The sequence below is a fragment of the Roseobacter sp. HKCCD6576-2 genome, from assembly GCF_013179285.1.
Taxonomy (GTDB): Bacteria; Pseudomonadota; Alphaproteobacteria; order Rhodobacterales; family Rhodobacteraceae; genus Rhodophyticola; species Rhodophyticola oceani.
The window spans coordinates 195,104-209,884 of sequence record NZ_WVNW01000004.1 but is presented as its reverse complement, the minus strand read 5'-3'; the positions used below and the strand labels follow the sequence as shown (position 1 = coordinate 209,884).

Below are 14,781 nucleotides of genomic sequence, written 5' to 3'. Positions count from 1 at the left end.
TCAGTCCGGCCCGACGTCTCGATAACAACACGGATCGTGGCTGTCAGCCAGATGCCCATCGGTGGCATAATACGGCGTCGAACTGGCGACTGCACTGAAGCGGCGCGCCAAACCATCTAGGCCATCTTCGCCCTTATGTGATGATGGTTGAAGCGCTCGACCAGTTCCTGCCGCGCGAGTTGCTCAATTGTCGCTGGTCTTTGGCACCGGCCCCAAAGAGTCACGCAAGCGCAACTCCACATTCAGCTCGCGCGATTCGATTTGCCGTCCAGTCTGTACCGCATCAATCAGTGCCCGCGCTGCGTGCCGACCCATTTCGCGATGCGGGACATGAACAGTCGTCAGCTTCGGATAAGCGACCTGCGCCAGTTCAATGTCATCGAAGCCGACAATCGAAACGTCGCCCGGCACGTCAAACCCCATTTCGCGTGCCTGGCCAAGCGCGCCCACGGCCAAAACATCGTTGCCGCAAAACACCACAGTCGGTTGGGCCGGTGCCCTCATCAGCGTTTCAAAGGCGATGGCACCGGTTTCAATGCCATATTGCGTTTCGATCACGGCGAGATCGCTCTCATTCAAACCGGCCTCGCGGAGTGCTTCGCAGATGCCCTCCAACCGCGCTGCGGCCCGGTCATTTGAACTGACATCGGCGGAAATCAACGCCAGTCTCCTATGGCCGAGCCGCAAGACCTCCCGGGCCATCTCTCGCATGGCCAATCGGTTGTCAAAGCCGATTGACGGGCGCGATTGAGTGCGGTCGAACGCCCAAGTGACGAGCGCTGGAATGTTCTGGGCCTCCAACAGCTTATAGACAGCCGGGTCCCGCTCATGCCCGATCAGCAGTAGGGCGTCGGCCCCCCGTGCCACCAAAGATCTGATCTGCTGTTCCTCTAGATCGGGCCTGTAGGAAGAACTTGCCACCAAGAGAGTATAGCCATGGGCGTCAAGCTCCTCCTGGAAGGCCTGAATGCCGCGCGCAAAGATCGCGTTCTCCATCGTCGGGATAATCGCGCCAATCGTGTTGGTCCGCTGTGAGGCCATGGCGCGCGCCCCGAAATTGGGCGTGTAGCCAAGCTCCTCGATTGCCGCCATGACTTTTTCGCGCGTTTTTTCCGACACCTGCTTGGGAAAATTCAGGCAGCGCGAAACGGTCGCTGTCGAAAATCCCGACTGTTTGGCGACATCGTGAAGGGTTGGCGATGGTCGGCTGTCTTTCATCTGTCTTCCGGTGTGTTCGTGGCTCCTCGACTACACGAAAAAAAATCCCGCGCCTATCATCGTTGCTTGAACCATCGAATGTAAAGGCTTGCATTTGATGCATGTAAAGGCTTACATCATCACATTGGAATCGTATGTCGGGAGGGGCAGACGAACGATGGCACTCATTGGATCGGTGATTTTGCTCGCTGTTTTCGTTCTGAACGTTGCATTGGGTGCGACGTCCAACAGCGCGTTTCTAGGCGATGTAGGCGAGATGCTTCTGCTGTTGTCTGCCTCAATTCTCTTCGTCATCGCGATTCTGAAAAAAGAAGCCGACGCAAAGAAATAGGCGGCACCACAACGTCCAGGGAGGACACAACATTGGATAATGATACTCAGGAGTTGAAGTCGGCAGAGCGCCGAAACTTCCTTAAGCTCGCGGGAAGCGGCAGCTTTACCGCCGCCATGGTTGCGGGGGCCGCCGGGACGTTGTGGTCAAGCGAAGCGGCCGCCCAAACGCAGCAGGAAGAAAACGCGCGCGAAGCCGCCGCAGATCACATCATGACGCTGGCGACGGCCTATGTTCTTGGCGCCTCGCGCAGCTATCCGATCATGCAGCTGGATTTGAAAGAGAACATTCAGAACATGACCAACGGCAAGGTCTATGTGCGTCTGGCCCCGGGCGGTCAGCTTGGCGCGGGCGGTGCATTGGCGCAAGCGGTGCAGTCGGGCACAATCCAGTGCGCGCAGCACTCGTTGTCGAACTTCGCGCCCTTTGCGTCGGTTGTCGATCTGATCAATCTGCCCTATTTCTGCGGCTCCAATCAGCGTTTCACCAATCTGACCTCGTCGGAAGCCTGGAAGCAGGAGGTCGACCCGCGGATTGCCGACTCCGGCTTTAAAGCGCTGTTCTATATCGTGATCGACCCGCGGGTTGTGGCCGTGCGCCAGGGCGGCAATGCGATCATCACGCCTGCTGACATGTCGGGTGTGAAGTTCCGCGTGCCGGGCTCGGCGATGTTGCAGCAGTATTACCGCATGGTTGGAGCCAACCCGACGCCAGTGGCCTGGGGCGAGACGCCCTCGGCGATCCGGCAGGGCGTGGCCGACGCGCTCGACCCCTCGGTCGGCGCGCTGCATGTCTTTGGCTTCGGCGAAATCCTTAGCCATGTGACCTTCACCCAGGCCGTGCCGGACAGTCAGGTCTATTCGGTCAATCTGGAGTGGTTCAATTCGCTGCCGATGGACGTGCAGGAAGGCATTGAGTTCGCAGGCGAGATCACCCAGGCGCAGAACCTGGCCAAAGTGCCCGCCGCGCGTGGCTATGCGATGTCTGAACTGACCGCGAACGGGGTCGAGTTCCATTCGCTCAGCGATGATCAACTTGCGGAGTGGCAGGCTGCTGGTGGCTATCAACTCAGCGATTGGGATGAGTTCAAGACCGATCTTGCGGGATCCATGGACACCTTCGCGCGTCTTGAAGAAGCCGCTGGCACGATGGGTCGCTACTACGTCCACGACGCCTAAGCGTACTCACACCGGCGCTGTCTTTTGGCGGCGCCGGACACCGCCAGCCATGCGGACAGCGTGCAACCCCAGTGACATCGCCGGGCACCCGTGGGGAGGGATATCATGTCGAAATTCTACCAAAACCTGGATCGGAACGCGGAGCGTTGGTTGCTGCTTGTGTTCTATGTGATGTTGGTCGGAACGATGTTCATCGAAGTCGTCCGGCGCGAGGTGTTTTCCTATTCCTCGATCTGGGGCGAAGAGATCGTCCGCTATTCCTTCATCTATCTCGCCTGGATCGGGGCCGCCTCGGCAGTGAAAGAGCGGGGCCATATCCGGATCGACGTGATCATGAATTACGTCCCGCAGACCCCCAAAGCGCTGCTCTATATCTTTGGCGATATCGTGATGTTCGTAGTCGCGATCATCGCGCTCTATTGGTCTTGGGAGGCGGTCCATGTCTCCTGGACCTTCGGTTCGGTCACGCATGGGTTGCGGATCAGCCAGGTGTTTTTCCTGTTTGCCGTCCCGTTTGGCTTCGCCCTGGTTCTGTTCCGGCTGATCCAGTCCTTCCTTCGTGATGTTTCCGACCTTCGTAACGGGCGCCCCGTTTACGAAGGCGACAAGCTCTTCGACTGAGGGGGCCAGATCATGCTTTGGCAACAACTCCAGAACCAGACAGTCGTGCTTGGGTGGGATTTCTACATTCCGATCATCGCGTTCGTAATCCTCGTGGCACTTGCGGTGCCGGTCTGGGCCGCCATCGGTTCAGCCGCGATCTTGATGCTGATGCTGTCGGGCGCCTTGCCTCTTTCGCTTGTGGGCGAGAGCCTGTTTCACGGCATTGACCACTTCGCCCTGACCGCCGTGCCCTTGTTCATCTTGACCGGCGACGTGCTGGTTCGAACCGGTCTCAGCAAGAAATTCCTCGACGTGGCCGAAGCGATCACCTGTTGGGCCAAAGGCGGCTTTGGCTCGGCCACGGTGCTGGTCTGCGGCATGTTCGCCGCGATCTCGGGCTCCGATGCGGCGGGGGCGGCCGCCGTTGGCCGGATGACCATCGACCGGCTGGTCGAAAGTGGCTATCCGCGCCCCTATGCCTGCGCCCTGGTCGCGGCGGGGGCCTGTACCGGCATCCTGATCCCGCCCTCGATCGCCTATATCATCATCGGCCTGGTTCTGGGTGTGAATGTCTCGATCCTGTTCCTGGCCGCCGTCATTCCCGGCCTTCTGGTGCTTGTCGCGATCTTGATCACCAACACGATCGTTAATCGCCGCCACGCTTATGAAGGTGGCGGGCTGATGACCGTCGGCGAATGGGGTGCGAACCTGTGGAAGACGATCCGCTCCGGCTGGTACGCGTTTCTTGTACCCGGCATCATCTTTTACGGCATCTTCTCTGGCCGTTTGACGCCGACCGAGGCGGGGGCGGTCGCCGTTGTTGTCACCATCATCATCGGCTTCATCATCGGCACACTGAAGCTCTCGGATTTCCCCGCGATGCTGGTTAGCTCGGCCAAGGTGAATGGGGTGATCCTGCCGATCATCGCGTTTTCCCTGCCGCTGGCCCAGGCGCTGGCGATCTTGGGCGTGCCGCAAGGCTTCGTCGCGGCGGCCACATCGGTGAGCGAAGATCCGAGGGTCCTGATCCTGATGATGATCTTGATCTTGATCGCCGCAGGCTGCGTGATGGAAACCACACCCAATATCGTGATCCTCGCGCCGATCTTGTTCCCGCTGGCTCAGAACATCGGCATGAACGAAATCCAGTTCTGCGTGATGATGATCACGGCGCTTGGGGTGGGCTTCATCACACCGCCGCTTGGGCTGAACCTCTTCGTTGTGTCCGGGATAACCGGCGAATCCATCCTCAAAATCGCGGCGCGGGCTGTTCCGTTCGTCTTCTTCATGCTGATCGTGACACTGATGATCGCTTATATCCCAGCCATCTCCACCTCCCTCCTTCCAGAGATCTACCGATAGGACCGCCTAAAGATGACACGAGAGTACCTCAAGAAAGCGCCACTCACCTCGAAATCGGATGCCTCGGATGTGCATGCAACGGTGCGTGACATCCTTGCCGATATCGAAGCCGGCGGAGATGAGAAGGCGCGCGAGTATGCGGCGAAGTTCGACAAATATGACGGCAATATCATCCTGACACCGGCGGAGATTGAGGCCGCCAGCGCGTTGGTCCCCGATAAGCTCAAGGCCGATATCCAGTTCGCTCATGACAATGTGCGCCGCTTTGCGGAGGCGCAAAAGGCGACGGTTAGTGATTTGGAGTTGGAGGTGGTGCCAGGCCTGATCGCAGGGCAGAAGGCGATCCCGGTGAATGCGGCGGGCTGTTACGTGCCCGGTGGGCGCTACAGCCATATCGCGAGCGCGATCATGACAGTGACGACCGCGAAGGTTGCCGGGTGTAAGCACATCATGGCGACATCTCCACCGCGTCCGGGCGTCGGCGTGGCCCCGGCCATCGTCTATGCCGCCCATATCTGTGGCGCAGACACGATCATGGCCTTGGGCGGCGTTCAAGGCGTCGCGGCGATGACCTACGGGCTGTTCGGATTGCCAGAAGCCAACATCCTCGTGGGCCCTGGCAACCAGTTCGTGGCCGAGGCCAAGCGCATTCTCTTTGGGCGCGTCGGCATCGACATGATCGCCGGACCGACCGATAGCCTAATCCTCGCTGATCGTACGGCCGATCCGCATATCGTGGCCACCGATTTGGTGAGCCAGGCCGAGCATGGCTATAACTCGCCGGTGTGGCTGGTGACCGATGACCGGGCCTTGGCCGAAGACGTGATGGCCCGGATTCCGGCTCTGATCGACGATCTGCCTGAGGTGAACCGCGAAAACGCGACTGCTGCTTGGCGCGATTATGCCGAGGTGATCCTCTGCGCCGATCGCGAAGATATGGCCGCCTGTTCCGACGCATACGCACCCGAACATCTGACCGTGCAGGCGGAAGATCTGGAGTGGTGGAAGAACCGGCTGAGCTGCTATGGCTCGCTGTTTTTGGGCGAGGAAACAACCGTGGCCTATGGCGATAAGGCCAGCGGCACGAACCATGTGCTGCCCACATCGGGGGCGGCGTCTTATACCGGCGGCCTATCGGTCCATAAATATATGAAGATCGTCACCTGGCAGCAGGCGACTCGTGAAGGCGCCAAAGACGTGGCTGAGGCGACGGCGCGCATCTCGCGTTTGGAGGGGATGGAAGGCCATGCACGGGCCGCCGACGCGCGCCTGGCCAAGTACTTCCCGGACGAGCAGTTTGATCTCACTGCCGATGGCTGACCCACGCGGCATGTTTGATCTGGCAGGCCGGGTGGCCTGTGTCACCGGGGCCAGCTCTGGCCTCGGACGTCGCTCCGCGATGGCCCTGGCCGCTGCAGGGGCGCGCGTGGTTGGTGTCGCGCGGCGCGCGGACGCCTTGCGTGCCTTGGCCGAGGAAACCGGCGCCAATGCGGCCGTCGTGGCGGCAGATCTATCCCAGAGGGACAGCCTCTCACAGATTGCGCAACAGGTTGCTGAGCCGTTTGGCGCCCCCGATATCGTGGTCCATGCCGCAGGCATCAACACACGCGAACCGGCGGATGATGTGTCGCCAGAGGGGTGGGATGTCACCATGGCGCTTAACCTTGCCGCCCCCTTCTTCCTGACCCAAGCGCTTGTGCCCGCGATGAAGGCCAAAGGGTGGGGCAGAATTGTCAATTTCGCCTCGCTACAAACCACGCGCGCTTTCCCGGGCGGCATTGCCTATGGCACGTCGAAAGCCGGGATCGGTCAATTGACCCGGGCCATGGCCGAGGCCTGGTCGGGCAATGGGATCAACGCAAACGCCATCGGGCCGGGCTTTTTTCCGACGGAACTGACCGGACCAGTCTTCGTCGATGAGGAGCGCGCGGCGCGCAATGCGGCGCAAACCTGTATCGGGCGCAATGGCACGCTTGAGGATATCGACGGACCGCTCCTGTTCCTCTGCTCGGAGGCATCGGCCTATGTGACGGGTCATGTTCTGATGGTTGACGGAGGGTACACCGCAAAATGAAAGCGCTGGTCTATGACGGCCCCGAGACGCTTGCGTTTCGCGATGTGCCAGACGCGGTGGCGGGGCAGGGCGAACAGCTGATCAAGATCCTATCGGTCGGGATCTGCGGCTCCGACATGCATGCCTTCTTGGGCCATGACGAGCGCCGCCCCGCGCCGCTTATCTTAGGCCATGAGGCTGCGGGCATTGTGGTCGGCGGGGCGCGAGATGGCGAACGGGTGACGTTGAACCCTCTCGTAACCTGCGGCACTTGCGCGGCCTGCACCAGCGGTCATGATAATCTCTGCGCCGCGCGCTCGATCATCTCGATGCCGCCCCGGGAAGGCGCTTTTGCGCAATATGTCGCCATGCGTGATGAGAATCTGGTGACTGTGCCCGACCATGTGACGCTCGATATGGCCGCGCTTGCCGAACCCATTGCCTGTGGCTGGCACGCGGTGCGGCTCGCGAAACATGCGTTGGCGGGCGTGGCAGAGACCGCGCTGGTGATTGGTGGCGGCGCGATCGGATTGGGCGCGGCCCTGTCTCTGACGGCGCAAGGCGTGCCAGAAGTGACGATTTTGGAGCCGAATGAGGCGCGGCGCGAGGTCCTGACCGGCCTCGGGAACCAAACGGCCTTGGCACCCGATAAGCTGTCCAGCGGCGCCCAGTTCGATCTTGTTGTCGATGGGGTAGGGTATGCCGCCACCCGGGCGACCGCTTCGGCCCATGCCCGGCCCGGCGGCGTGATCGCCCATATTGGCCTCGGTGAGGCGACAGGCGGCCTCGATATTCGTCGCATGACGTTGCAAGAGATCACCTTTTTCGGCACCTATACCTACACGGCGCAGGATTTCCGCAAGACGGCGGCGGCCATCTTCGACGGACGCCTAGGGTCGCTGCACTGGACCGAGGCCCGGCCGCTGGCTGATGGCGCATCGGCCTTCGCTGATATACGCGCCGGGCGCTCCGCCGCGCCGAAGATTGTTCTGAACCCTCATGCGTGAAGACGCATATTCCTTGGAAGGACCCCGCCATGTATGACCATATCATCGTTCCGATGGCGCTCGACCACGGGTTTGGCAAAACCGCCCTGGCCCTGGCGAACAAGCTCTTGAATGAGAACGGCAAAATCACCGCGCTCCATGTCTACGAAGCCCCGCAAGGCTCGGTCAGCGCCTATCTGGACGAAGAGGTTGTGCGCCAAGCCTTTGCTGCCACCAAAGCGAAGCTGAGCGAGCGGGTTGCCGGGCAAGCGAATGTGACACCCGTCGTCGAGAAGGGGCATAGCGGCCGCACCATCATCGATTACGCGACGGCTCAAGGGGCCGATTGCATTGTGATGGGGTCTCACAAACCTGGTCTAATCGACTATCTGCTCGGCTCGACCGCTGCGCGGGTTGTCCGTCACGCCCCATGTGCGGTGCATGTCCTGCGCGACGCCGAATAGCCCCGCCGGAAACGTAACATACCATCATCCGCAACCGGCAACCGGTTGCCAAATACAGGAGCCCTTCAGCCCGTGAGTATCTCAAAGAAGATTGTTGATGATTTCGTCGCCAATGACGTGTCCTTCATCACAACCGTGCCCTGCAAACAACTGGCCGGTGTGATTGATGAGGTCGACACCCGGCCCGAGATTTACCACATCCCGTCCAACAAAGAGGATGAGGGCATGGGTCTCTGCGCCGGGGCCTATATGGGTGGCAAGCGCCCCGCCATCATCATGCAGAACACTGCCATTGGTGTGACGATCAACACGCTTGTGACGCTGACCCAATACTACCGGATGCCCTTGCCGATGCTGATCAGCTATCGCGGCGAATTGCGCGAACCGGTGGCATGTCAGGTGGAAATGGCCGTGCATACGAAGGCACTGCTGAACCAACTGCATATCCCGACCTATCATTTCCACACGGAAAGCGATGCTGACGAGCTCGACACGATTCTGAAATACACCTTCATGTGCAACAAACCTGTGGCGATCCTGACGGATGCGTCTTTCTGGGGAGGCTATGGCGACCAATGATCCGCTCCGAAATCCTGCGAGAGATCGCCCCGATCCTGCGTGACCAGCTTGTCGTCTGTAACATCGGCATCCCGTCGCAAGAACTGCACGCTATCGATGACCAACCGACGAATTTCTACATGCTGGGAACGATGGGGCTTGCGTCTTCGATTGGGCTTGGCCTGGCCCTGGCGCAGCCCAAGCCGGTCATCGTGATCGATGGCGACGGCTCGATCCTGACGAATATGGGCACCTTGCCGACCATCGCGAACAATGTGGCCGACAATTTCATCCTGATGATCATCGACAACGGCTCCTATGGCTCGACTGGCGATCAGCCGACCTACACGGGCAAGAAAACCTCGCTCAGCAAAGTGGCGGAGGCCTGCGGTTGTGAGAATGTGATCGAGTGCCAGGACAAAGACACCGGCGCGGTACTGCAAAAAGCCCTTGAGAGCGGAGAGATGCATATCATCGTGGTCAAATGTGACAGCGGCAACGCCAAGATGCCGGTGATCACGATGGACCCCGTCGTCATCCGCGACCGCTTCATGAATGCTGTCGCGAGCTAGAATGCCACCGAGCATTCACTCTAGTGAAGACGCACGCCGTCTTGCGCGGCGGCGTCTGCCTTGGATGGTGTTCGATTACATTGATGGCGCGGCTGGTCGGGAGACCGGAGCCGCGCGCAACCGGGCCGCTTTTGACGCGCTGACCCTTCGGCCTCGGATTCTGCGGGATGTCAGCGCGCGGGATATCTCGGTCTCGGTTTTCGGTAAAAAGACCAATGCCCCGTTTGGAATCAGCCCGATGGGACTATGCGATCTGTCCGGGCCAGGTGCGGATCTCATGCTGGCCCGTCTGGCCGCCCGTGAGAAGGTTCCACTTGGAGTGTCCACGGTTGCGTCAACCGCGATGGAGCCGCTGATCGAGGCGGCCGAGGGCAACGCGTGGTTCCAGCTTTATTTCACGGGCGACGGGACGGGCACATTCAAACTCGTCGAGCGGGCTAAGGCCGCTGGTTATGAAACGATCATCCTAACGGTAGACGTCCCCGAAGTCGGTCGCCGTCCGCGCGAGTTGCAGCACGGGTTCACTATGCCGTTCCGGATCGGTCCGAAACAGTTCATCGATTTCGCTTTACACCCGCGATGGTCGCTGTCGACGCTGGTCAAAGGGCGGCCAGAGATGGCTAATTTCCAGATGCCTGGCTACGCCTTCGACCGAACCGCCAGCCGCGCGCGGGCGGATTGGGGCGCGTTGGCAAAACTGCGCGACATGTGGCCGGGCCGTCTGGTCGTGAAAGGCGTGTTGGATACCGAAGACGCAGTCCTTCTGCAGCAAGCGGGCGTCGATGCCATACAGGTCTCAAGCCATGGGGCCCGGCAGCTTGAAAGTGCACCTGCGCCGATCGATGTTCTCTCCGAGATCAGGTCCGCCGTTGGCAAAGAGATGCCGCTGTTCTTCGACACGGGCCTGCGATCCGGGGAAGATGTGGTGAAAGCCTACGCCAGCGGCGCGATGTTCACCTTTCTCGGGCGCGTCCTTCAATTCGCCATCGCAGCCGGCGGTGAAGAGGGGCTGCACCGGCTATGGGAGGTTCTTTGTGATGAGACGAGCATCACCCTTGCGCAAATTGGCGCGACCTCGTTGCGGCCAGATCAACTGGCGGACAGCATGGTCAACGATGCGGCGATTTGAAGCGCGTCTCAAACCAGCGACCAAACGCGCCGCCATGCGTTTCAACGAAGACCACCCGGATCACTTTGAGCCAGGCGAAAAATGCGTCGAAACGGTTCAGCAGGAGCACCCATATTCAGCACCTCAGCCCTGCCGCGGAGCCAGTGCGTGCCGGCGGCGCGCTGCTCGGGCCGCGCAGAGCCTCGTATGTCTAAATCAAAACCATGGTGATGGCGGATGAGATCATGACCGTTCCGATTACCACCTATATCGCGCCAGCATTCGCACCGCTATAATTCGCCCAAGCAGCAACCGCATTAGACGCCGCCGGGGACGAAAGATGACCTCGACCCCATCGCCAGGTCCGACTCCGTTCTAAAGGTCGACTGCGCGACCTGGTTGAGCCAACCGCTTCAGATAGGCGGAGTTCACATAGTGACGGCATCGAAGCGAGATCAGAAACAGGCCCACGCAGCCGAAGACCTTAGCCCCAGGCAGCGACAGCCAATCAAAAAGGAATGTCGCCGACCCGATCGCCTGGGCGGTAGATTTCGTGAAGCGCTGCCCTGCCTCTGAGCAATGAGCTTAGGCAGCAGTGCCCCTCATCAAAGGCCATACCTTAGAGAGAGCTTTGATCCCGGTGCCAGACAACATCCCTATTTCATGCATCGCGCGAATGACCGAAAACATGACCCGAATGGTCAATTGTCGTCACAAATCGGCTGAAGTGGTGAGCCCTGCAGGATTCGAACCTGCGACCCACTGATTAAAAGTCAGTTGCTCTACCAACTGAGCTAAGGGCCCACTCGAGGACGTCTCAGTATAAATGCCTGCCGGAGGCGTCAAGCGGAAATCGGACCCGTGGGGATTTCATTGTGGTCAATGAGGCGCTATATGCCCGTCCCATGTCTGACACGGCTGCCCCTTCCGGCCTGCCCTTCATGAAAATGCATGGGCTCGGCAATGATTTCGTGGTGATCGACGCGCGGGTGGCCGTGGCGGAGATCACTGCGCCTTTGGCGCGTGCGCTGGCGGATCGGCATCGCGGGGTTGGGTTTGATCAACTGGCCGTCATCTCGCCCGATGACGAGGCCGATCTGGCGTTGAGGTTTTTCAACGCAGATGGCTCCCCGTCTGCGGCTTGCGGTAATGCCACCCGCTGTATCGCGCGCTATGAAATGGATGTTTCCGGCAAAACCGAGATGACACTGAAGACAGAGCGCGGCCTCCTGGAGGCCCGCGATATGGGCGCCGGGCTGACATCAGTGAATATGGGCCAGCCGCAGATGGATTGGCCCGACATACCTCTGGCCGAGGCGATGGAAACGGATCATCTGCCGATCGACGGCGATCCTGTCGCCACAGGCATGGGCAACCCACATTGCACGTTTTTTGTCGACGACGCTGAGGCAGTGGATTTGGCAGTCCGCGGAGCGGAGACGGAGCATCACCCGTTGTTCCCCGAACGGACCAATGTCCAGTTCTGCCACGTGATTGGGCCGGACCATCTGCGGATGCGGGTTTGGGAGCGGGGCACGGGCATCACGCTGGCATCGGGCTCGTCGTCCTGCGCTGTGGCTGTGGCCGCCGCGCGGCGGGGATTGACCGGGCGCAAGGTGCGGTTGACGCTGGATGGCGGCGAGATTGAGGTCGAGTGGCGCGAGGATGGGGTCAGGATGACCGGGCCGAGCGCGCATGTGTTCTCGGGCGTTCTGACCGATACTTTCTTAAGGAACCTCACCTAATGGACCGCCGCGTACCCGTTTTCCATACGCTCGGTTGTCGGCTGAACGCCTATGAAACCGAAGCAATGAAAGAGCTCTCGGCCAGTGCAGGGCTGGGCGACACGGTGGTCGTCAACACCTGCGCCGTGACCGCCGAGGCCGTGCGGAAGGCGCGGCAAGAAATTCGCAAGCTCCGCCGTGAGAACCCGGACGCGACGTTGGTCGTGACCGGCTGCGCGGCGCAGACCGAGCCCGAGACCTTTGCCCAGATGGGTGAGGTCGATCGGGTCATCGGCAATGCCGAGAAGATGCAGCCGGAGACCTGGCGCAATCTGGCCGGCGCGAACTTCATTGGCGCGACCGAGAAGGTGCAGGTTGATGACATCATGTCCGTCACCGAAACGGCCGGTCATCTGATCGATGGCTTCGGCACGCGGAGCCGCGCTTATGTGCAAGTGCAAAACGGTTGCGACCACCGCTGCACCTTCTGCATCATTCCCTATGGTCGGGGCAACTCGCGCTCCGTCCCCGCCGGTGTGGTGGTTGATCAGATCAAACGCCTGGTGGATCGCGGCTATAATGAGGTCGTGCTGACAGGGGTCGATTTGACCTCTTGGGGTGCCGATCTGCCGTCCGAGCCGAAGCTGGGCGATCTGGTGATGCGAATCTTGAAACTCGTGCCGGATTTGCCGCGCCTGCGGATTTCGTCAATCGATTCTATCGAGGTGGATGAGAACCTGATGCTGGCGATCGCAACCGAGCCACGTCTGATGCCGCATCTGCATCTGAGCCTGCAGCATGGCGATAACCTGATCCTGAAGCGGATGAAGCGCCGTCATCTGCGCGATGATGCCATAGCGTTCTGCGAAGAGGCACGGCGGCTCCGGCCGGATATGACTTATGGCGCGGATATCATCGCCGGGTTCCCGACCGAGACCGAGGCGCATTTTGAAAACTCGCTGCGCCTGGTCGAGGAGTGCGATCTGACATGGCTGCACGTCTTCCCCTACTCCCCGCGCCAGGGCACGCCTGCCGCGCGGATGCCGCAGGTTCATGGCGCCGCGATCAAGGAGCGTGCCGCCAAACTGCGTGCTCTGGGTCAGGTGCAAGTTCAAGCGCATTTGCAGGCGCAGATCGGCAAGACCCATCAGATTTTGATGGAATCGCCCCGCATGGGTCGCACGGCGCAATTCACCGAGGTGGGGTTTGCCAGCAATCAGCCCGAGAGCCAGATCGTGACCGCTGAGATCACCGGCGTGGCGGGCACGCAGTTGACGGCTTAGGCGCATGACCCGCGCGATCCTCTATTCCTTCCGCCGCTGCCCTTATGCGATCCGCGCCCGCCTGGCGATTGCGAGCGCCGGGGTCGAGGTGACGCTGCGCGAGATTCTGCTGCGGGATAAGCCGGAGGCGTTTCTTGCCGTATCGCCTTCGGCCACCGTGCCGTGTTTGGCAACGGTTGGGGGCGAGAGCATCGACGAAAGCTATGATGTGATGCGATGGGCGCTCGGCCAGAATGATCCTGAGGGGCTTCTGGACATGGTTAATATGGGCGAAGGGCTGATTGCCGAGGCGGATGGACCGTTCAAAGCTGCGCTTGATCACACGAAATACGCCAGCCGGCACCCGGAATTGGATGCCGAGGTGGAGCGCGCCAGGGCAATGACCTTCATTGCTAAGCTGGATGCGCAGATCGCCGGGCGAGATTGGCTGTTTGGGGCCGCGCCAAAACTGGCGGATTTCGCAATCCTGCCCTTCGTCCGGCAATTTGCGATGATCGATAAGGCGCGGTTCGACGCGGAAGCGGGGGAAAGCGTTGTCGGTTGGTTGGATCGGTTCCTGGTCTCTGATCGACTGGCCGCCGTGATGACAAAATACCCGCCATGGGCTCCTGGCGATGCGGAGACACGGTTTCCTTAGAGTCGTATCTCTTGTCAATCCTATGCCGATGGGCATGGTCACAGGACGCTAACCGGAGACCAGCCAGATGCATCCAAATCCAGCTTTTCGCGGCGAACCCCGAGACCGCAATTTGGCCTTTGCCCGCGAGCGCGGCTTCGGCGTGTTGTCGATCAATGCCGACCCCGCGCCGCTGATTTCGCATGTGCCGTTCGTGATCGATGCGGTGGGCACGCAAGCGGAGTTGCATCTGGTCCGGTCGAACCCGATTGCCCGCGCGGTGACCGCGTCGACCCCGGCGGTGATCGCTGTGACGGGCCCCGATGGTTATGTATCCCCCGATTGGTATGGCGATCCGGCGCAGGTACCGACCTGGAACTATGTGGCGGTGCATCTGCGAGGACAGATTTGCCCCGCGCCGCCAGAAACGCTGAGGGCCCATTTGGACCGGCTTTCAGAGAGTTTCGAGACGCGACTTGCGCCGAAACTGCCCTGGACGGCGGAGAAGATGCCCACCGATGCCCTTGACCGGATTATGCGGATGATCTTGCCATTTCGCTTTGAGGTCGCCGAGATCACTGGGACCTGGAAGCTGAACCAGAACAAAACCGGCGAGATGCGCGAAGCAGCGGCGTCACATATGAATATGTCGCCCATCGGTCAGGAGACCACACTGTTATCCGCCCTGATGCTGGCAATCAGCGACCCGGAATAGACAGGCCGGA

General features: G+C 60.5%; 16 protein-coding genes and 1 tRNA gene. 15 read left to right on the top strand and 2 right to left on the bottom strand.

The window, feature by feature from the left end; all coding sequences use genetic code 11:
- Positions 1-183: 183 nt before the first annotated feature.
- Positions 184-1,218 (bottom strand): LacI family DNA-binding transcriptional regulator, encoded by a 1,035-nt coding sequence (locus GTF44_RS15820; protein WP_171560079.1) that lies wholly within the window; start codon positions 1,216-1,218, stop codon positions 184-186.
- Positions 1,219-1,375: 157 nt separating this feature from the next.
- On the opposite strand from GTF44_RS15820, the gene GTF44_RS15815 reads away from it, so the two are divergent.
- The 11 genes from GTF44_RS15815 to GTF44_RS15765 all read left to right on the top strand — a co-directional run bounded on the left by GTF44_RS15815 (position 1,376) and on the right by GTF44_RS15765 (position 10,454).
- Positions 1,376-1,549, top strand: coding sequence for a hypothetical protein (locus tag GTF44_RS15815; protein ID WP_171560081.1), 174 nt, complete (start codon positions 1,376-1,378; stop codon positions 1,547-1,549).
- A gap of 32 nt (positions 1,550-1,581) precedes the next feature.
- The gene (locus GTF44_RS15810; protein WP_171560083.1) at positions 1,582-2,727 is read left to right on the top strand and encodes a TRAP transporter substrate-binding protein; all 1,146 of its coding nucleotides are present in this window, start codon (positions 1,582-1,584) and stop codon (positions 2,725-2,727) included.
- A 105-nt stretch (positions 2,728-2,832) separates the two neighbouring features.
- On the top strand, positions 2,833-3,348 hold the full coding sequence (locus GTF44_RS15805) for a TRAP transporter small permease (protein ID WP_171560085.1): 516 nt from the start codon (positions 2,833-2,835) through the stop codon (positions 3,346-3,348).
- A gap of 12 nt (positions 3,349-3,360) precedes the next feature.
- Positions 3,361-4,692 (top strand): TRAP transporter large permease, encoded by a 1,332-nt coding sequence (locus GTF44_RS15800; RefSeq protein WP_145214277.1) that lies wholly within the window; start codon positions 3,361-3,363, stop codon positions 4,690-4,692.
- A 12-nt stretch (positions 4,693-4,704) separates the two neighbouring features.
- Positions 4,705-6,012: a histidinol dehydrogenase gene (gene hisD / locus GTF44_RS15795; RefSeq protein WP_145214280.1), complete on the top strand. Its 1,308-nt coding sequence runs from the start codon at positions 4,705-4,707 to the stop codon at positions 6,010-6,012.
- Positions 6,005-6,766: an SDR family NAD(P)-dependent oxidoreductase gene (locus GTF44_RS15790; protein ID WP_171560086.1), complete on the top strand. Its 762-nt coding sequence runs from the start codon at positions 6,005-6,007 to the stop codon at positions 6,764-6,766. The genes hisD and GTF44_RS15790 overlap by 8 nt, the downstream gene beginning before the upstream one ends.
- The gene (locus GTF44_RS15785; RefSeq protein ID WP_171560088.1) at positions 6,763-7,752 is read left to right on the top strand and encodes a zinc-binding dehydrogenase; all 990 of its coding nucleotides are present in this window, start codon (positions 6,763-6,765) and stop codon (positions 7,750-7,752) included. Before GTF44_RS15790 ends, GTF44_RS15785 begins: the two co-directional genes overlap by 4 nt.
- Before the next feature lie 29 nt (positions 7,753-7,781).
- The gene (locus GTF44_RS15780) at positions 7,782-8,195 is read left to right on the top strand and encodes a universal stress protein (RefSeq protein ID WP_145214289.1); all 414 of its coding nucleotides are present in this window, start codon (positions 7,782-7,784) and stop codon (positions 8,193-8,195) included.
- A gap of 72 nt (positions 8,196-8,267) precedes the next feature.
- A complete protein-coding gene (gene comD / locus GTF44_RS15775) occupies positions 8,268-8,774 on the top strand; it encodes a sulfopyruvate decarboxylase subunit alpha (protein ID WP_145214292.1) in 507 nt (168 codons plus the stop codon).
- Positions 8,771-9,325 (top strand): sulfopyruvate decarboxylase subunit beta, encoded by a 555-nt coding sequence (gene comE / locus GTF44_RS15770; RefSeq protein WP_171560090.1) that lies wholly within the window; start codon positions 8,771-8,773, stop codon positions 9,323-9,325. Before comD ends, comE begins: the two co-directional genes overlap by 4 nt.
- A gap of 1 nt (position 9,326) precedes the next feature.
- Positions 9,327-10,454 carry an alpha-hydroxy acid oxidase gene (locus GTF44_RS15765; RefSeq protein WP_171560093.1) on the top strand — a complete coding sequence of 376 codons (1,128 nt, stop codon included), beginning with the start codon at positions 9,327-9,329 and terminating at the stop codon, positions 10,452-10,454.
- 707 nt (positions 10,455-11,161) lie between these two features.
- On the opposite strand, the gene GTF44_RS15760 is transcribed toward GTF44_RS15765, so the two are convergent.
- Positions 11,162-11,237 (bottom strand) — tRNA-Lys (locus GTF44_RS15760).
- 101 nt (positions 11,238-11,338) lie between these two features.
- Between GTF44_RS15760 and dapF the strand changes: the two genes are divergently transcribed.
- The 4 genes from dapF to GTF44_RS15740 all read left to right on the top strand — a co-directional run bounded on the left by dapF (position 11,339) and on the right by GTF44_RS15740 (position 14,771).
- Entirely contained in the window at positions 11,339-12,178 is an 840-nt protein-coding gene (dapF, locus tag GTF44_RS15755) for a diaminopimelate epimerase (protein WP_171560095.1), read from the top strand.
- A complete protein-coding gene (gene mtaB / locus GTF44_RS15750; RefSeq protein WP_171560103.1) occupies positions 12,178-13,440 on the top strand; it encodes a tRNA (N(6)-L-threonylcarbamoyladenosine(37)-C(2))-methylthiotransferase MtaB in 1,263 nt (420 codons plus the stop codon). Before dapF ends, mtaB begins: the two co-directional genes overlap by 1 nt.
- Before the next feature lie 4 nt (positions 13,441-13,444).
- Positions 13,445-14,077, top strand: coding sequence for a glutathione S-transferase (locus GTF44_RS15745; protein ID WP_171560105.1), 633 nt, complete (start codon positions 13,445-13,447; stop codon positions 14,075-14,077).
- A gap of 67 nt (positions 14,078-14,144) precedes the next feature.
- Positions 14,145-14,771: an FMN-binding negative transcriptional regulator gene (locus tag GTF44_RS15740; protein ID WP_171560107.1), complete on the top strand. Its 627-nt coding sequence runs from the start codon at positions 14,145-14,147 to the stop codon at positions 14,769-14,771.
- Positions 14,772-14,781 lie beyond the last annotated feature (10 nt).